At 68.9% G+C, this 17,433-nt stretch carries 18 protein-coding genes; 9 read left to right on the top strand and 9 right to left on the bottom strand.

Translation table 11 applies throughout. The annotated features are described in order from the left end of the window. The first annotated feature begins 63 nt into the window (after window positions 1-63). From glsA to PQI23_RS02685, 4 genes are all read left to right on the top strand, one after another. Entirely contained in the window at window positions 64-1,074 is a 1,011-nt protein-coding gene (gene glsA / locus PQI23_RS02700; RefSeq protein WP_339971312.1) for a glutaminase A, read from the top strand. Then, window positions 1,071-2,702, top strand: coding sequence for an MFS transporter (locus tag PQI23_RS02695; RefSeq protein ID WP_339971310.1), 1,632 nt, complete (start codon window positions 1,071-1,073; stop codon window positions 2,700-2,702). Before glsA ends, PQI23_RS02695 begins: the two co-directional genes overlap by 4 nt. Window positions 2,703-2,806: 104 nt before the next feature. After that, window positions 2,807-3,208, top strand: a complete 402-nt coding sequence (locus PQI23_RS02690; protein WP_339971308.1) for a hypothetical protein — start codon at window positions 2,807-2,809, stop codon at window positions 3,206-3,208. Between the two features lie 19 nt (window positions 3,209-3,227). Then, entirely contained in the window at window positions 3,228-4,289 is a 1,062-nt protein-coding gene (locus PQI23_RS02685; RefSeq protein ID WP_339971306.1) for a PQQ-dependent sugar dehydrogenase, read from the top strand. On the opposite strand, the gene PQI23_RS02680 is transcribed toward PQI23_RS02685, so the two are convergent. The 4 genes from PQI23_RS02680 to PQI23_RS02665 form a co-directional block, all read right to left on the bottom strand. After that, window positions 4,273-4,899: a TetR/AcrR family transcriptional regulator gene (locus tag PQI23_RS02680; protein ID WP_339971304.1), complete on the bottom strand. Its 627-nt coding sequence runs from the start codon at window positions 4,897-4,899 to the stop codon at window positions 4,273-4,275. The two genes, PQI23_RS02685 and PQI23_RS02680, sit on opposite strands and share 17 nt — an antisense overlap. Before the next feature lie 94 nt (window positions 4,900-4,993). Then, a complete protein-coding gene (locus tag PQI23_RS02675) occupies window positions 4,994-5,764 on the bottom strand; it encodes an MBL fold metallo-hydrolase (RefSeq protein ID WP_339971302.1) in 771 nt (256 codons plus the stop codon). A gap of 7 nt (window positions 5,765-5,771) precedes the next feature. Next, window positions 5,772-6,341 (bottom strand): hypothetical protein, encoded by a 570-nt coding sequence (locus PQI23_RS02670; RefSeq protein WP_339971300.1) that lies wholly within the window; start codon window positions 6,339-6,341, stop codon window positions 5,772-5,774. A 3-nt stretch (window positions 6,342-6,344) separates the two neighbouring features. Continuing rightward, window positions 6,345-7,493 (bottom strand): zinc-dependent alcohol dehydrogenase, encoded by a 1,149-nt coding sequence (locus PQI23_RS02665; protein ID WP_339971298.1) that lies wholly within the window; start codon window positions 7,491-7,493, stop codon window positions 6,345-6,347. A gap of 175 nt (window positions 7,494-7,668) precedes the next feature. Here PQI23_RS02665 and PQI23_RS02660 point away from each other — a divergent pair, with 175 nt between their 5' ends. Next, window positions 7,669-8,292, top strand: coding sequence for a TetR/AcrR family transcriptional regulator (locus PQI23_RS02660; RefSeq protein WP_339971297.1), 624 nt, complete (start codon window positions 7,669-7,671; stop codon window positions 8,290-8,292). Window positions 8,293-8,320: 28 nt separating this feature from the next. On the opposite strand, the gene PQI23_RS02655 is transcribed toward PQI23_RS02660, so the two are convergent. The 4 genes from PQI23_RS02655 to PQI23_RS02640 all read right to left on the bottom strand — a co-directional run bounded on the left by PQI23_RS02655 (window position 8,321) and on the right by PQI23_RS02640 (window position 12,015). Further along, window positions 8,321-9,505 carry a MarP family serine protease gene (locus PQI23_RS02655; protein WP_339971295.1) on the bottom strand — a complete coding sequence of 395 codons (1,185 nt, stop codon included), beginning with the start codon at window positions 9,503-9,505 and terminating at the stop codon, window positions 8,321-8,323. Between the two features lie 133 nt (window positions 9,506-9,638). Then, entirely contained in the window at window positions 9,639-10,256 is a 618-nt protein-coding gene (locus tag PQI23_RS02650; RefSeq protein WP_339971293.1) for a Pr6Pr family membrane protein, read from the bottom strand. Further along, entirely contained in the window at window positions 10,253-11,398 is a 1,146-nt protein-coding gene (locus tag PQI23_RS02645; protein WP_339971291.1) for an AAA family ATPase, read from the bottom strand. Before PQI23_RS02645 ends, PQI23_RS02650 begins: the two co-directional genes overlap by 4 nt. Window positions 11,399-11,433: 35 nt before the next feature. Next, window positions 11,434-12,015 carry a TetR/AcrR family transcriptional regulator gene (locus PQI23_RS02640; protein WP_339971289.1) on the bottom strand — a complete coding sequence of 194 codons (582 nt, stop codon included), beginning with the start codon at window positions 12,013-12,015 and terminating at the stop codon, window positions 11,434-11,436. A 119-nt stretch (window positions 12,016-12,134) separates the two neighbouring features. On the opposite strand from PQI23_RS02640, the gene PQI23_RS02635 reads away from it, so the two are divergent. After that, on the top strand, window positions 12,135-13,145 hold the full coding sequence (locus PQI23_RS02635) for an NADP-dependent oxidoreductase (RefSeq protein WP_339971287.1): 1,011 nt from the start codon (window positions 12,135-12,137) through the stop codon (window positions 13,143-13,145). A 167-nt stretch (window positions 13,146-13,312) separates the two neighbouring features. Here PQI23_RS02635 and PQI23_RS02630 read toward each other — a convergent pair whose 3' ends face one another. Continuing rightward, the gene (locus tag PQI23_RS02630; protein ID WP_339971285.1) at window positions 13,313-13,990 is read right to left on the bottom strand and encodes a fasciclin domain-containing protein; all 678 of its coding nucleotides are present in this window, start codon (window positions 13,988-13,990) and stop codon (window positions 13,313-13,315) included. Between the two features lie 193 nt (window positions 13,991-14,183). Between PQI23_RS02630 and PQI23_RS02625 the strand changes: the two genes are divergently transcribed. The 3 genes from PQI23_RS02625 (at window position 14,184) to PQI23_RS02615 (ending at window position 17,432) form a co-directional block, all read left to right on the top strand. After that, complete coding sequence (locus tag PQI23_RS02625) at window positions 14,184-15,914, top strand: cytochrome c biogenesis protein DipZ (protein ID WP_339971283.1); 1,731 nt, start codon at window positions 14,184-14,186, stop codon at window positions 15,912-15,914. Window positions 15,915-15,993: 79 nt separating this feature from the next. Next, window positions 15,994-16,581 carry an ECF RNA polymerase sigma factor SigK gene (gene sigK, locus PQI23_RS02620; RefSeq protein WP_339971815.1) on the top strand — a complete coding sequence of 196 codons (588 nt, stop codon included), beginning with the start codon at window positions 15,994-15,996 and terminating at the stop codon, window positions 16,579-16,581. Beyond that, a complete protein-coding gene (locus PQI23_RS02615; protein ID WP_339971282.1) occupies window positions 16,578-17,432 on the top strand; it encodes an anti-sigma factor in 855 nt (284 codons plus the stop codon). The genes sigK and PQI23_RS02615 overlap by 4 nt, the downstream gene beginning before the upstream one ends. Window position 17,433 lies beyond the last annotated feature (1 nt).

Genomic DNA, 17,433 nt, shown 5'->3' with positions numbered 1-17,433 from the left:
GCTTGCGATGATCGGACCCCGGGAGTTTACTGGGGGCAGGGGGCTCGACCGGAGGAGTTCGAGATGTTCGAAGTCGACATGGAGGGGGTGCCCCAGCGCGCATCCACCGGCTCGCTTCCGGGGCGTGGGCGCGTGGCCGAGCTCCTGCGTGAGGCCCACGCGCGGTACGCCCCACTTCGAGACGGCGTCGTCGCCGACTACATTCCGGTGCTCGAGCGAGCGGATCCCGATCGCTTCGGCCTCTCCCTCATCGGAGTCGACGGCGCAGCTGAGGAGGTGGGCGACGCGGCCGATGCGTTCACCATCCAGTCGATCTCGAAGGCGTTCGTCTTCGCCCTCGTCTGCGAGGAGATCGGTCATCACGCGGTCCACGAGCGTGTCGGCGTGAACAACACCGGGCTGCCGTTCAACTCGGTGATGGCGCTCGAACTGAACCTCGGCAGCCCGATGAACCCGATGGTCAACGCGGGGGCGATCGCGACGACGGCGATGATGCCGGCGCCGTCGCACTCCGCGCGGTGGGATGCGATCCTCCACGGACTCTCGCGCTTCGCCGGCCGGGAGCTCGCGGTGGACACCGAGGTGTACGAGTCGGAGATGCGCACGAACACGAGGAACCGGGCGATCGCGCGGCTGCTCGAGGGGTACGGGCGCCTCGATGAGGATCCCGGAACCATCGTGGAGATGTACACGCGCCAATGCGCGCTCCTCGTCACCGCGCACGACCTCGCGGTGATGGGGGCCACGCTCGCGGACGGGGGCGTGAATCCGGTGACGGGCGAGCGCGTCGTGGCGGAGGAGGTCGCGAGGGACACGCTGACCGTGCTCGCATCGTGCGGCATGTACGAGCGCTCCGGCGAGTGGCTGTTCGAGATCGGGCTCCCCGCGAAGTCGGGAGTCTCGGGCGGGATCGTCGCGATCTCGCCGGGCAAGGGGGCTCTCGGGGCGTTCTCGCCTCCGCTCGATCCTGCCGGCAACAGCGTGCGCGGGCAGCGCGCGTGCGCGTTCCTCTCGCGCGCACTCGGACTCAATCTCTTCGCCAGCGGGGTCACGAGCAGGGAGAGCACAGCATGAGCAACGCGCAGAAGCGGATCGACGTCACGCCGACGGACGATCGCCGATCCTGGACCCCGATGATCGGGCTCTTCCTCGCCCAGGTGCTGATGTCGTTCAACGTCGCGGCCCTCCCGATCTCGCTCGGCGGGTTCGTCGAGGATTTCGGCGTGCCGCCGACCACGGCGAGCACCACGATCGTCGTGTACGGGCTCGCCGTCGCCGCCCTCGTGATGACGGGGGCGAAGCTGGGTCAGCGCGTCGGCTGGGTGCTGATATTCCGCATCGTCGTCGTCGCGTTCGCCGGGTCATCGCTGCTCATGATCTTCTCGCCATCCATCGAGTGGGCGATCGGCGGCCAGGTGCTCGCGGGCGCCTCGGCAGCGATCATCGTGCCGTCGCTCGTCGCGCTCATCGCCGAGAACTACCGCGGCGATCAGCAGGCCACGGCGGTCGGCTCGCTGGGTTCCGCGCGGGCGTTCTCAGGCGTCAGCGCGTTCCTGATTGGCGGCACGCTCGGCACGCTGGTCGGGTGGCGCCCGGTGTTCCTCATCACCCTGGGCCTTGCGGTCGCCGTCTTCGCGTTGAGCTTCGGTCTGCGATCCGACCGGGGCAACCGCGCGGTGCGCATCGACCTCGTGGCGTCGGTGCTGATCGGCGCCGCGATCGTCATGCTGACGCTCGGGTTCAACAATCTCAACGGCTGGGGCGTCGTGACGGCGCGCGATGCCGCGCCGTTCTCGATTCTCGGGCTCTCGCCGGCGCCCGTGCTCGTGGTGCTCGGCGTGGTGTTCGGGCAGCTCTTCTTCATCTGGACGAGGCGCCGCATGCGGGTCGGGAAGACGCCGCTCGTCGACCTCAGCGTGCTCGACCGGCCGCAGGAGCGCGCGGCGATCTACGCGATGTTCATCATCGTGCTCATGGAGGCGGCCGTGAACTTCACGCTGCCGACCTACATCCAGGTCGTCCAAGGGCGCACTCCATTCGACACCTCGCTGGCGATGATGCCGTTCAACCTGACGGTGTTCGTCACGGCGACGCTCATCGTGCGGTTCTACTCGCGTTTCACGCCGCGCGCCATCGCGCTGTTCTCCTTCGCGCTCACCACGATCGCGCTCGTGTGGCTGGCGTTCGTCGTCACGAACAACTGGGAGACCATTCCGACGATCGCCGGGCTGATCGTCTTCGGGATCGGGCAGGGCGCGCTCGTCACGCTCGTGTTCAACGTGCTCGTCACCGCTGTTCCGAAGGAGCTCGCCGGCGATGTCGGGTCGGTGCGCGGCACGACGCAGAATCTGGCGTCCGCGGTGGGCACGGCGATCATGGGTGCGGTGCTGGTGACCCTGCTCACGACGGGCGTCGCGAACGCGGTCGAGGATCACCCGGAGCTGCCCGCGGAACTGGTCGAGCAGGTGGATCTCGACTCCGTCGACTTCGTCGGCAACGACGAGCTGCGCCAGGTGCTGGAGTCGACGACGGCCACTCCCGAGCAGATCGACGCCGCAGTCGCGGTGAACGAGGACCAGCGCCTGCGCACGCTGAAGCTCGGCTTCCTGATCCTCGCCGGCATCAGTGCGGTGGCCGCTCTGCCGGCGTCGCGGCTGCCGAACTACAAGCCGGACGAGATTCCGGATCCAGAGACCGCATAGTCGCGTGACGTCAGGACTGGCGGCCGCCTGGCGTGCGGTGGCCCGGTGCGGAGGCGCAGTGCGCACGTCTGGTGCGCCCGCAGCACAGAACGTAGGCTGATCGCATGGCCGTCTTCGACAAGATCCTCAACTCCAAGTTCGTCGACAAGTACGGGGCTGCGCTCGCACCGTCCTTCGATTTCGTGGACTCGTCCGCCCGCGCCGAGGTGGACGTGACCGGGGATCCGGCGCAGGTGAGCGCCGCGGTGCAGCAGTTGGTCTCCGAACTCGGGCACACGCTGGCGGGAGTGAGCGACGATCAGCTGGCGCTCGCGGTCATCACGAAGAAGACGCTGCTCAGCTGGGAGATCGCGACCGGCATCGAGATCACTCCCTCGGCGCACGGCTCGCACGTGGTGATCTACATGGCGAACATGCCGGGGCGCCCCACCGCGCTGCTCGATGGAGCGAAGAACACGAAGGCCGCGCAGAAGCTGGCCGGGCAGATCCGCAACGCTGCAGCGTAGGGAAGCGGTCGGAGCGACGATGCGCACTCGGCTCTCGCGCACCGCCGGGTGCCTCGTCGGCGTGCTGCTCGGCGGTGCGCTGCTCGCTGGATGCGCCGATGTTTCCGGCCCACCCACGGGTGCCGAACCCGAGAAGCGGCCGTCGGCGCAGCAGACGATCTCGTCGGGCCTCGAGGCGCCCTGGGCGGTGACCTTCATCAGCTCGACGCCGATCGTGAGCGAGCGCGACAGCGGCAGAATCCTCGCGGTCGCCGCCGACGGGGGGACGACGGAGCTCGCGACGCTCGACGGGCTGCGCGAGGGCGGGGAAGGCGGCCTGCTCGGCCTCGCAGCGGCCGACGATGCGCTGTACGCCTACGCCACGTTCGGCGACGGCAACCGCATTCTGCGCTTCGCACTGCTTCACGGCGAGGGAGTCGAGCTCGGCGATCCTGAAATCGTGCTCGACGGGATTCCCGCGGCGGGCAACCACAACGGCGGGCGGCTGGCCTTCGGCCCCGACGGGAAGCTGTACGCGACGACCGGCGATGCCGGAGAGCCCGGGGCGGCGCAGGATCCCGAATCGCTCGCCGGCAAGATCCTGCGCTTGGAGCCCGACGGTTCCGTTCCAGACGACAATCCGTTCCCGGGATCGCCCGTCTGGAGTCTCGGGCATCGCAACCCGCAGGGCATCGCATGGACCCCGGACGGCACGATGCTGGCCTCGGAGTTCGGGCAGAACACGTGGGACGAACTCAACGTCATCGAGCCCGGGGCGAATTACGGCTGGCCCGAGGCCGAGGGTGCTGCGGAAGAGGCGGAGTTCGTGGATCCCGTGCAGCAGTGGGCGCCGGCCGAGGCGAGCCCCAGCGGGATCGCGGTGCACGACGACCGCGTCTGGATCGCGAACCTGCGGGGCGAGTCGATTCGCGAGGTGCCGCTCGATGCACTCTCGTCGGCCGAAGTGCGCGACGCGGGAGCGTTCGGGCGGGTCCGCGATGTCGTCGTCTCCCCGGCGGGGGAGCTGTGGGCCGTGACGAACAACACCGATGGTCGAGGGGCGCCCCGCGAGGGGGACGACCGCATCATCCTGCTGCCGTGACCTCCGCGGGCCCGACCCGGGCGGGAGGCTCGCGCGGCACGTCGCGAAGCAGCGCGCCGAGCAGCCGGATGCCTTCGCCGAGTCGCGCGGCATCGGTGCTGAAATGCCCGAACCAGCTGCCGATGATCGTCATGTGCACGAGCGTCACGAGCGCCGAGAAGCCTCCCGGCAACTGCGCATCAGCGCCGATCCGCCAGGGCTCGAGAAGCCGCACGGCACGTGCCATGACCTGCTCGTGATTCTCGTCGGCGAGCCGCGTATTTCCGCGACGCATCGAGTGCGCGAGGATCTCGAACATCGCGAGATGGTCTTCGAGCGGCATCGCCATGGCCTGGTCGAACAACCAGCCGAGCTGCTGATCGAGGTGCGGCTTCGGTTCGGGGGCGTCGAGTTCTGCGGCTGTGGCCTGCTGCACGTGCTCTGCGACGGCGTCGAGCAGCGCCTCTTTGCTCGCGAACCAGTAGTGCAGGCTCCCCAACGGCACTCCTGCCTGCTGCGCGACCCTGCGCGTGGTGACACCTGCGATCCCTCGCTCCGCGATCACCGCGATCGTCGCCTCGATGAGCACGCGTCGAGTGTCGTTGCCGCGGGTCTGCACTTCTCGGTTCACCGGGTCAGTGTACGCAACAATTGTTGCGTGCGGAACGATTCACCGCCAGATTCAGGGTTCGTTGCGCTGCCGCGCCCTCCCGCCGACCCGCGCTTCAATCCACGCCGACGCGTCGCGCCTCCGTCACCGCGCGTACCGCCCCGTGCTCGTAGGCTGCCCCGTGCCCCGGGAGGAGCACCTGCGCCCGCGTGCGGGCCAGTGCATCCAGCGATCGGAAACCGAGGTCCGCATCGGCGGTCGCGGCCCGAGCGACCGTGCGGGGGCCGCGCTTGCCGGTGTAGGGATCGTAGGTGACGAGTGCGTCTCCGGTGAAGAGCACTTCGACGGGAGCGCCGCCTCGGGAACTCGCGTATCGGAGAGCGCAGTGCCCGTACGTGTGCCCCGGGCTGAACACGGGCGTGCACGGATGCGAACCCTCATCAGCGGCGAGCAGGTCATAGTGCGGTTCGATGCCGCGCACGCCGAGGGCGCCGGCGGCCACCATCCGAATGAGCCCGGGAAGGGCTGCGGGGTAGCGCAGCGGGTACTTGAGCCGAACGGACTCGTGCGCGTAGCGGTAGGGGTGCCGCAGCAAGGCCGCATCCGACTCATGCACGTAGACCGGCACGGCGTGCTCGTCGTGCAGGCTGCGGCAGAGGCCCACGTGGTCGAAGTGCGCGTGCGTGAGGAGTACAGCGGCGATGTCGCCCGCCCGGCGCCCGAACATCGTCAGCGCCTCATCGAGCAGGCGGCGGCTGCCGGGCAATCCCGCATCGATCAGTACCGGGCCCGCGGCGGCGTTCACGAGGTAGCAGTTGGTATTGGCCCGCGTCATCATCGCGATGTCGTCGGTCACGAGGCGCACGCCATCGCGCGGCGGGGCCATGGACGACTCACCCATGCCGCCGACCCCGCGTGAGCAGCGAGACGACGACTCCGACTCCGAGCAGCCAGGGGCCCGCCACGATGAGCGGGTCGAGCCACGCGTGCCGAAGGTCGACCCGCCCGTGACCGCGTCGCGAGCGGACGGGATGCCGCCGCACCTCGCTCAGCACGCCCGTCTGCGTGATGGGATTGTCGGGTCGGAGGGTCGCGAGCGATCGGAGGTGCGCCCCGACGGCCTCGACGCGATCCCCCAGCACCAGCAGGAGCCAGCGAACGTTCTTCCCCTCGCCGAAGCGCCGGTAGGCGGTGCGCCGAATGACTCCCGAGACTCCGTGCAACGGCTGAGCGGTGCCGAATACGGGAGGCAGTGTCTCGTGCTCGATCGATCGCTCCCGGCGCCCGTGGTCGTGCTGCCGCTCCGGGAAGTCCCAGTGCGCTCCGGTCCGTTCGGGTGCGGTGGTCTCCATCGGCCACGAGGGGCGTTGCGCGGCATCGAGGTCGGCGCCCCAGCCGGGGATGCGTGCGCGGAGCGCATCCGAGGAGGGGGCTCGATTCGGGTGTTCGGCGCGGTATGGCATGGCTTACTCCATTCCGGTGATGATCGCGGGCTTGATGCAGTCGTCGAGTTTGGCGGAGAACATGTGGTACCCCTCGGCGATGTGCTCCAGGGGAATGCGGTGCGTCAGCAGCTCGCCCGGGTGCACGTCGTCATTGCGGATGTGCTCGAGCAGACGGGGCCACTGCCGTTTCACCGGTGCCTGGTTCGCCCGGATCGTCAGGCCCTTGTTCATCGCGTCGCCGAAGCGGATCGCAGACGGGAGGGGCCCGTACGCACCCAGTACCGCGACGCGGCCGCCCTTGCGCGCGGAGTCGATCGCCCAGTTGAGCGCGACGGGAGACCCGCCCTGCAGTTTGAGTTTCGCCGAAGTGATGTGCTGCAATGCGCTCCCATCGGCCTCTGCGCCGACGGCGTCGATGACCACATCGGCCCCGAGGCCATCGGTGAGCCGCTTCATCTCGACCACGATGTCTCGGTGGTCGCGAATGGCGACGGTCTCGGCGTATGCGAAGCTTCTGGCCTTCTCGAGTCGGTAATCGAGATGGTCGACCACGATCACGCGCCCTGCCCCCATGAACCATGCGGAGCGGGCCGCTGCGAGCCCGACGGGCCCGGCGCCGAGCACGAGCACCGTCTCGCGCTCGGCGATCTCACCGAGCTGCGCACCGAAGTACCCCGTCGAGAAGGCGTCCGTCAGCATGAGCGCATCATCATCGCCGAGCCACTCGGGAATGATCGAGGGGCCGACATCGGCGAACGGTACGCGCACGAGCTCCGCCTGGCCGCCGTCGTACCCGCCCGCCGAGTGCGAGTAGCCGTAGATGCCTCCGATGGCCGTCGCGTTCGGATTCACGTTGTGGCAGTTCGACAGCAGCCCGCGAGCGCAGAAGTAGCACGACCCGCACGAGATGTTGAACGGAACCATCACGCGATCTCCTCGGGAGAGGCTCGTCACCGACGAACCCACCTCCTCCACGACCCCGACGATCTCGTGCCCGAACGTATGCCCGATGCGAGTGTCGGGAATCAGTCCGTGGTAGAGGTGCAGATCCGACCCGCAGATCGCTGCCCGAGTCACTCTGACGATGGCATCGTTCGGGTGCTCGATCTTCGGCTCGGGCTTGTTCTCGACGCGTACCTTGTAGGGGCCGCGATACGTCATTGCTCTCATCTCATGCCTCCTCCGTCCACTGTGAGAGTTCTGCGCGGCCCGGGTGAGTGCCTTGTCAGTGCCGCACGATTGGTGTAGCCGCGCGCGGAGGGATGAGTGATGATCCCGGGAGGGACGGCTATGTTGGAACGGGCTCGATCGTTCGGGTCGAGGCAGTGATATCGAGGGGGCGCCGATGGCACCACACATCGAGGGCGCTGGAACGAAGCAGCGGCGCGGCATCGAGACGCGCATGGCGCTGCTCGAGGCGTCGGGGCGGGTCTTCTCACGGCTCCCGTACGACCAGGCGAAGCTCAAGGACATCTCGGACGAGGCCGGGGCCAGCCAGGGATCGATCTACTTCCACTTCGGCAACAAGTACGACATCGCCGAAGCCGTGCTCGCGGTGCAGCAGGAGCGCATGCGCGCCGCGCTCGACGAGGAGCTCGCCGTCGGTCGCAACGGCTTCGACACGATCCTCGTCATGCTCCAGCGCCTCGCCGACCTCATGGCGACCGATCGTCTGGTGCAGGCGGGACTCCAGCTCGTGGACTCCCTGCCCGAGGCGCTGCGCGACCACGGCCACAACTCGTACGTCACGTGGCAGGCGAACGCCGCCGCGCTCATCGAACGCGGCGTCGCCGACGGGTCGATCACCTCGACCGAACCTCCGCGTCTCCTGGCTGAGATCATCAACGAGCTGTACGTCGGAGCGCAGATGATGGCGGGGATGGCGGATCGCTGGGGGTCGCTCCCCGATCGCGTCGACCGCTTCCTGCCCTTCGTGCGCACGCTCCTGCGGCCCGAGCCTCCCCGCTGAGACTGAGCGCTTCTGCCGGGTTCCGCGTTCAGTCGTTCAGGCAGGCTCCGGTCGGCACCGGTGCCTGAGCCGTGTCGAGGGTTGCGAGCACCGGCAGCAGCTCGGCGAGCGTCATCGCGTACCCGACCCCGGCGCGCTCCGTGTCGCGCGCGAAGATGACGCCGGCGACGCCGCCCTCGGGCGTCAGCAGCGGTCCGCCGGAGTTGCCGGGCCGCACGTCCGCGGAGAGCACATGGATCGAGCGCGGGGCGGTGGACGAACCGTAGATGTCGGAGATCGGTGCATCGCGCGTCGCGAGCACCCCGGCGGTGACGGTGGTGAAGGGGCCGCCGTACGGGTATCCCTGCACCGCCCCGCCGCTTCCCGGCACGAGCGAGTCGTCGATGGGGAGCGGGGTCGCGTCCACGTCGGCGGCGATGACTGCGAGGTCGTCGACAGGGTCGAAGTACACGACAGTGCCGTCCCGCGCCGGCTCTCCGGGCAGCTCGACGAGCGGCGTCTCGATGCCGGCGACGACGTGGGCGTTCGTCACGATGCGATCCTCGGCGACGACGAATCCCGTGCCCGACGGCATCGTGCCGCAGCCGTAGGCGATCCCGGAGATGCGCGCCACGGACGCCGCTGCGGAGGCGAGCGCGGGATCATCCGTGTCGATGGTCTCCGCCGGCGTTTCGGTGCTCAGGTCCGAATCGAGCAGGGCGTCCACGGTCGGGATCACGGTGTCGCCGAGCACTGCGGCGTGCAGGCGGGATGCAGCATCGGTGAGCGGCTTCGGCGTCCACTGCTGGAGCGTGCGCAGCACCGTCGAGGACGCGACGGCGGAGGATACGACCGGCACGCCCGACGAGGCGATGGCGGCGCCGATGAGCGCCACCGCGGTCACCGACGCGACGAGGCCGAGTGCTCCGCCGAGCAGGCGCTCGATCGCACGCAGTTTCAGGCGATCCGCACCGCGCCGCAGGAATGCGCCGATGGCCGAACCGATCCAGGCCCCGAGAGCGAGCAGGAGGATCGCCGAACCGATGACCGCTGCGCTGCGCCACCCGTTCTCGGGCAGTTCGCGCGCGATGATGGGCAGCAGCCAGGGGGATACCGCGGCACCGGCGACGAGACCCGCCAGGGCTCCGAGCACGGAGAAGAACCCCGATCGCACTCCGGCGAGCGTGGACACGATGAGTACGACCACGATGATGATGTCGACGATCGGCAGCACCCGGCCTCGTTCCTCTTCACGCTCGGGCCACCCGCCCGCTGCTTCTCGGGAACTGTACTGATTCGGGCTGGGAGCACTCCGCAGGATCGCTGTGCACGGCCTCTTCGCGGGAACGCTGTCGAGGGCTCTCCTGTCAGAGCCGGTGGGGCTCGGGGCTTCGCCGTATTCGGCTGAGCGCCCAGACCAGGGCGCCGCTCGCGATCAGAGCGACCAGCAGGCCCGCGCACGTCGCCAGCAGCGCGCCGACTCCGCGCTCGGGCAGCAGGAAACCGTACGGCACCCACCCGTCGGTGGCGCCGCGCACGAGCACGACGGCGAGCCAGGCGAGCGGGTACGGGAGCACGACCCAGAGGGTGCGCCACGGCAGCGGAGGGCGGTCGTGGATGCAGATCCAGTCGAGCAGCAGCAGTGCGGGGAACACGAGATGGAGCATTGCGCTGACCCACGGCGGTGCCGACCCCGTGCCGGGCACCAGCACGTTGTAGATCGTTGCGACGATGAGCATGCAGGCGACCGAGACTCCCCGCGCCAGCGCGAACCACCGCGGTGCGGCGCGCCTCCGCAGTGCGATGCTGCCGACAGCGACGAGCAGGGCGGCGGAGAGCGCGCTCGTGAGATTCGTGAAGTACCCGAAGAAATCGAACGGATTGCGGCCGCCGTCGCCCTGCGCGTAGGTCGAGAGAAGGGTGAGGATCACGGTCGTGCCGACCAGGACGCGCGCCGCCGCGACGCCCTCCGATCTGCGGCTCACCGTTTCGGCCATTCCCAGCGCGGCACGTCGAGGAGACCCTGCCCCGCCACTTCCGTGCCGAGGCCGTCGGAGACAAGCTCGATCGATGATCCCGCGTCTTCGAGCGCGCGGCGCAGCACGCTCGAGTGCGTGACGACGATGACCTGCGTGCGTCGCGCGGCCGCCTCGATCAGCGCGGCGAGCGGCGGGATCAAGCTCTCGTGCAGTGACGCCTCGGGCTCATTGACGACGATCAGCGGCGGTGGGTCGGCGGGGAGGAGCGCCGCGCAGAGCAGGAGATAGCGCAGCGTGCCGTCGGAGAGTTCCGCTGTCGAGAGTGGCCGGAGGAGGCCCGGCTGGCTCAGCATCAACCGGAACACTCCGGCCGTGACGTCGATGGAGACCCGCGACCCCGGGAACGCGTCGCCGACCGCTCCGGCGAGATCGCGATCCTGCGCCGCCTCGATCGCCGTCGCCCAGACCGCTGCGAGGTCGGCGCCGTCATCACTCAGCCAGCGCGTGCGCGTGCCGACCTGCGGAGCTCGAGCGGGGGCGTCGCGGTCGGTGCGGAAGTGGTCGTAGAACCGCCACTGCGCCATCCGATGGCGCAGACGCAGCGTATCGGGGAGCGCCGTCGCATCCTCGAGGTCGAGCAGCACGCTCTGGCCGGGGCCGAGCGTTTGAGACAGCATGCGCCACTCGGTGTCTCGCACGCGCACAGCTGACCGGGTTCGATCGACAATCACGGAAGCCGGCCTCGCGAACGGCCCCACGAAGACCTGCTCCCGCTTCACCTCCGGATCCTGCCTGAAGAAGCTGCGACCCGAGTCGACCTGCGGGAGCCCGAGATCGGTGAGGTAGCCGAACTCGTCGGAGCTGAAGCCGAGTCGGAGGGAGACGGGACGGCGCGGTGCGGCGCCCTGCACGGGCCCCGACGCGCGACGCGGCACCTCGGGGCCCGCCCAGAGGGCGCTCGCGAGGCCGCCCTCGCGCGCGACCGAACCGATGATGCGCCCCTCGCCGGCGGCCGCGAGCAGCCGCATCGCGCGGTACAGGTTGGACTTGCCGGTGCCGTTCGCGCCGGACACCACGGTGAGCTGATCGAGCGGCACGATGAGTTCGACGAGCGACCGGTACCCCGAGACTGCGAACGTGGTGAGCATGGCTGCATTCTCGCAGCGGCCGCCGACAATCCCCGTTACGCGGCCTCGACGAGCGCGAGCGCGGTGTCGATCGCCGCCATCGACCCCTGGCGGTCGATGCGCGCGAGCGCGAGGGCCGCCACCACCTGGCCGGTGCAGGCAGCGGTCACGCGATCCGCCGCGTCGACCTCGAGGTGGGGCAGCCGAGCCGCGATGCCGCGTGCGAGCGCGTCGTGCAGTTCGCTCCGGTAGGCGGCGACGGTCGCCGCGACCGCTGCATCGTCGCCGATGGGAGCCCCCGCCGTGTTGATGAGCAGGCAGCCGCTGCGCGCCGAGAGGGACGCGGGGTCCGCGAGCACTGCGCGCAGCCCCTGGAGGTACGCGACGATCGCCTCGGGCCCTACGCTCGCAGAGCGCAACGGCTGCAATCTCGGGCGGATGACGCATTCGAGGTACTGCTCGACCGCGGCGTCGAAGAGGCCCCGCTTGGAGCCGAAGGTGTTGTAGATGCTCGAGCGCCGAAGCCCGGTGGCCCGCTCGAGGTCGGAGATCGCCGCGCCCTCGTATCCGGCGGCCCAGAAGACGTCCATGGCAGCACTCACGACGGATCGCCGGTCGAACGAAGCTGTGCGTGCCATGGATGCGCCTTTCAGGAACGGTCGTTCCAGTATATGTTGGAACGACCGTTCCGAATAGCGGGGTCCCGAGGGCCCGGCACCCGAGGGCGCGCCATCGCCCGTACACCTGGAGGTTTCACGTGACCGCACCCATCAGCACTCAGATCCAGCTCGTCTCGCGCCCGAGCGGTTGGCCGACGCACGAAGACTTCCGCACCGTGCGGGTCGAGCTCGACGAACTGCAGCCCGGAGAGGTGCGCGTGCGCAACGAGTTCGTCTCGGTCGACCCCTACATGCGCGGGCGCATGAACGACACGCGCAGCTACGTCGCGCCGTACGCGCTCGGCGAGCAGATTCAGGGCGGTGCGATCGGCCGCGTCGTCGCCTCCGCCTCGGACGATGTGCCGGAGGGCGCGGTCGTGCTGCATCAGCACGGATGGTCCGACCTGGTGCAGGCCGACGCCGGCACGTTCCGCGTCGTACCCGAGGTGGAGGGCGCGCCGCTGTCGCTGCGCCTGCACATCATGGGCATGACCGGCCTCACCGCCTACGTCGGCCTGACCGCCATCGCGGGGCTGCGCGAGGGCGACACCGTCTTCATCTCGGGCGCCGCGGGAGCGGTGGGCACGGCTGCGGGGCAGATCGCGAAGCTCCTCGGAGCGGGGCGGGTGATCGGCTCCGCGGGATCCGCCGAGAAAGTGGCGCTGCTCACCGAGAAGTACGGATACGACGCGGCCTTCAACTACAAGGACGGCGACGTGCGCGACCTGCTCGCTGAGGCTGCGCCGAACGGCATCGACGTCTTCTTCGACAACGTCGGCGGCGATCACCTCGAAGCGGCGCTCGACGCCTTCAACGACGACGGGCGCGCCGCCCTCTGCGGCGCCATCTCCCAGTACAACAGCACGGAGACGGCTCCGGGCCCCGACAACATGGCGAACCTCATCACCCGCGCGCTGAAGCTCGAGGGGTTCACCGTCGGCAAGCACCTGCAGCACTCGCCCGAGTTCCAGCGGCGCATGAGCGAGTGGTTCGCCGCCGGCAGAATCGCGTACGACGAGACGATCGTCGACGGCATCGAGCATACGGTCGACGCGTTCCTCGACATGATGCGCGGCGGAAACATCGGCAAGATGCTCGTGCGGGTGTAGCCCGCCCGAGCACGGCGAAGCGCTCGCGGTCTCGGAAGCGACCGCGAGCGCTTCGCATCGGCACAGCAATGTGCCCGCCTCTCCTGTGCGAGCGACGGGCACATTGGTCTTGCAGGCGATGGGATCGCGCCACCGCGATCCCATGCCGGGTCTTGCAGCCGGCGAGATTACTCGGCCGGGGGCATCAGAACGCTGTCGACCAGGTAGACGGTCGCGTTGGCGGTCTGAACGCCGCCGCAGATCACGTTCGAATCGTTGACCATCAGCTCGTCACCCGAACCGGTCACCTCGACATCCGCACCCTGAACAGTGGTGTGCATGCCCGCGATGTCTGCCGGCTCGATCTGGCCGGGCACCACGTGGTAGGTGAGGATGCTCGTCAGCATGTCGCTGTCGGTCTTCAGCGTGTCGATGGTGGCCGCGTCGATCTTGGCGAAGGCGTCGTCGACCGGTGCGAAGACGGTGAACTCATCACCGTTCAGCGTGTCGACGAGGTCGACGTCAGGGTTCAGCTGGCCGCTGACTGCTGAGACGAGCGTCTTCAGCATCGGGTTGTTCGATGCTGCGACGGCTACCGGATCCTGCGACATGCCCTGGATCGATCCATCGCCGTCCGGCACTGCCTCAGCGTAGGCCGCGCAACCGGGGCCGACGAGGTTCGCCGCCGGATCCATGGCGTCCGACGACTCCGTCGACTCCTCCATGGGCGTCGACTCCTCCATCTGCTCCGTCGACTGGTCTTCAGCTGCCTCGTCCGACGCTCCCATCGAGCAGCCGGTGAGCATTGCGGCGCCGACCAGCGTCATTGCGAACGCGGCGCCGAGGGTCTTCTTCTTGGTGAACATGGTTCCTCCTCAGATGAGATCCGCAGTTTTCCGCGGCTTGCAAACGTCTTCGGAGCCCTCTCGGGGTCGGATGGAAAAAACCTCGAAAGAGTTTCGACCCCTTCCTCTGCGCCGGGCGCTCCTCACGATGCAGCCGGCTCGCCCATCCGAATGACCTTCCGCTCCGAAATACCTCGCAACAGGAAGGCTTCTCATGGATATCGTGCTCATCGGTCTGCTCGGCGGACTCATCACCGGCATCTCTCCGTGCATTCTGCCGGTACTCCCGGTCATCTTCCTGACGGCCGGCGCCAAGCCGGCGGCTCCGGGCCAAGCTCCCGAGGTCATCCCGGCGAAGCGCAGCCGCCCGTTCTGGATCATCGCGGGACTCGTACTGAGCTTCTCCGTGGTGACGCTGCTCGGCTCGCTGCTGCTGGGTCTGCTGAACATTCCGCAGAGCGCGATCCGCTGGGCGGGCGTCGCGGTGCTGCTGATCATCGGCGTCGGCATGCTCTTCCCCGGCTTCGAGCAGCTGCTCGAGAAGCCCTTCCAGCGTCTGCCCCGCCGCAAGGTCGGCGAGGGCGGCAACGGATTCGGCATGGGCCTCGCCCTCGGCACGGTGTTCGTGCCGTGCGCCGGGCCCGTGCTTGCCGCGATCATCGTCGCGGGTGCGACCGGGCAGATCGGGATCGAGACCGTGCTGCTCACGGTCTCCTTCGCCCTCGGCGTCGCGGTGCCGCTGCTCGTCTTCGCGCTCGCCGGCAGCAAGGTGGCGCAGCGCATCCGCGGCTTCCGCAAGCGCGAGCGCGTGCTGCGCATCGTCGGCGGTGTCGCCCTGATCGCGCTCGCCGTCGGGCTCGCATTCAACGTGCCGCAGGCCCTCCAGCGCCTGCTCCCCGATTACACCGCCGGCATTCAGAAGGATCTCGCCGAGAGCGAGGCGGGTCAGAGCGCCTTGAACCTGGGCGGACTCGTCACCGACGAGAACCGCGACCTCGACAAGTGCGCGAACGACGCCGAGGAGCTGGCCTCGTGCGGCAAGGCCCCCTCGATCAAGGGCATCGAGACCTGGCTGAACACGCCCGGTGGTGAAGCGATCGACCTCGACGAGCTGAAGGGGCAGGTCGTGCTCATCGACTTCTGGGCGTACTCCTGCATCAACTGCCAGCGCTCGATCCCGCACGTGGTCGCGTGGGATGAGACGTACGGCGACCAGGGTCTTCAGGTGATTGGCGTGCACTCGCCCGAGTACGCATTCGAGAAGGAGCAGGCGAACGTCGAGGCCGGTATCGAGGACTTCGGCATCGAGTACCCGGTGGCGATGGACAACAACCTCTCGACCTGGACGAACTATCGCAACCGCTACTGGCCCGCGCACTACCTCATCGACGCGGAGGGCACCGTTCGGCACATCTCGTTCGGCGAGGGCAACTACGAGACCACCGAGAAGCTCATGCGCGAACTGCTCGAGGATGCGAACCCCGATGAGCAGCTCCCCGAGGAGACGAACGTCTCCGATGCCACTCCCGAGCTCGGCAGCACCACCCCCGAGACCTTCCTCGGCTCGTCGAAGGATCGCAACTTCGCGGGGCCCGGCGAGTACCGCGCAGGCGAGGGGGAGTACGAGTTCCCCGAGGAGCAGCAGCAGGACACGTTCGCGCTCGACGGCCGGTGGGCGGTTGAGACCCAGTACGTGACGCCGACGAGCGGCGCGGATGGCGCGGACGCGAAGATCCGCCTCGACTACCGGGGGCAGGAGGTGCGCGCGGTGGTCGCGGGCAGCGGAACGATCGAGGTCGCGATCGAGGGCGGCGAGACCCGCTCGATCGAGATCGACGGCACGCCGCGCTCCTACCGATTGGTCGAAGCGGATGATCCGGCCGAGGGCGTGCTCGAGGTGACGGTGCCGGAGGGCGTGCAGGTGTACTCGTTCACGTTCGGGTAGGCCGCGATCGCATAACGGATGGAGACTCGCATGCACGTGACGAAGGCGGAGTGGAGGTGAATGAGGCATGCTAAGTGTGATGGTCATTGACGGGGTGGAGATACCGGAGGACGGCGCGAGCGTCGATCCGGCGGACAGGGCGCTCGCACGTGCCGCGGTGGGAGACCAGCGCGCATTCGCAGAGTTGTACGATCTGCTGTCGGCTCGCGTGTTCGGCCTGATCCTCAGGGTCCTGGTCGATCGGTCGCAGAGCGAGGAAGTGCTGCAAGAGGTCTTTCTCGAGGCGTGGCAGACCGCCGACTCCTTCGACCCGGATCGGGGTCGCGCCCGCACGTGGCTCCTCACGATCGCCCACCGGCGCGCCGTCGATCGCGTGCGGGCCTCGCAGGCGTCGCGGCGCCGGGATCTCGCGGCGGGAGTCCGCGACGTGGCCTCGCCGCAGCCGGGCGTCGACGACGAGGTGGAGCTCATGATCGACGGCACGCGCGCCGTGCACGGATTGAACGAACTCCCCGAGCCCCAGCGCCGCGCGATCGTGCTCGCCTACTTCGGCGGCTACAGCCAGAGCGAGATCTCAGTGCTCCTCGGAGCCCCGCTCGGCACCATCAAATCAAGGATTCGAGACGGCTTGACCCGTCTCAGGAAAGAAATGGAGGCGACGCGATGAACGAGCAACAGTTCCGCGAGCTCTCCGCTGCCCGCGCCCTGCATGCGCTCTCCCCGGAGGAGGAGCAGGCGTTCTCGGAGGCGCTGGCGGCGCACCCGGAGTGGCTTCCGGTCGTCGACGAGGATCGCGAGACCGTCGCAGCGCTGGCATCGTCGATCGGCGAGGTCGCGCCGCCCCGTGCAGCGCGTGCCGCGATCCTCGATCTGATCGCCCGGTCGCCGCAGTTCGAAGCCGACCAGAGCGGCGGGTTCCGAGACGGTTCGGCGGATTCCACCCGTTCGGCGGCGCCCGCTGCCCCAGCAGCGCCGGTCGCGGATCCGAAACCCGCTCGTGCGAATGATCTCGTGCCCGAGCTGGTCGAGGAGCCCGAGGATCCCGAGCTCGCGTTCACGCGCTCGCGTCGGAAGAAGGCCTGGTTCGGGCTCGCGGCATCGGTCGCGGTGCTGCTCGCGATCGCGCTCGCGCTTCCGATGCGCGGGGGCATGGCGCCTCAGGACCCGGTGTCGGTCGCGCTGCAGCAGGTCGAGGCGGCTCCCGACGCGCAGTCGGAGACGGTGAATGTCGGATCGGGTGAGGCGACACTGCACTGGTCGGATTCGACGCAGCAGGCCGTGTTCATGACCGACGGCATGGAGCCGGCGCCCGAGAACCACGATTACGAGCTCTGGATCGTGCGGGGCGACCAGCCGATCTCGCTCGGCGTCATGCACGCCGATGCGAACGGCGGTGCTGCGGTGCTCGCCGAAGGGTTCGCACCGGGCGATGCGCTGGCGGTGACGGTCGAGGATCGCGGCGGGTCGCCCACGGGCGCCCCGACCACCGACCCGATCGTGGTCGTGGCCTCCGCGTAAC

The organism is Leucobacter sp. USCH14, from assembly GCF_037619215.1.
Lineage (GTDB): Bacteria > Actinomycetota > Actinomycetes > Actinomycetales > Microbacteriaceae > Leucobacter.
The sequence above is the reverse complement of the archived record's forward strand: the minus strand, read 5'-3'. Positions and strand labels throughout refer to the sequence as shown.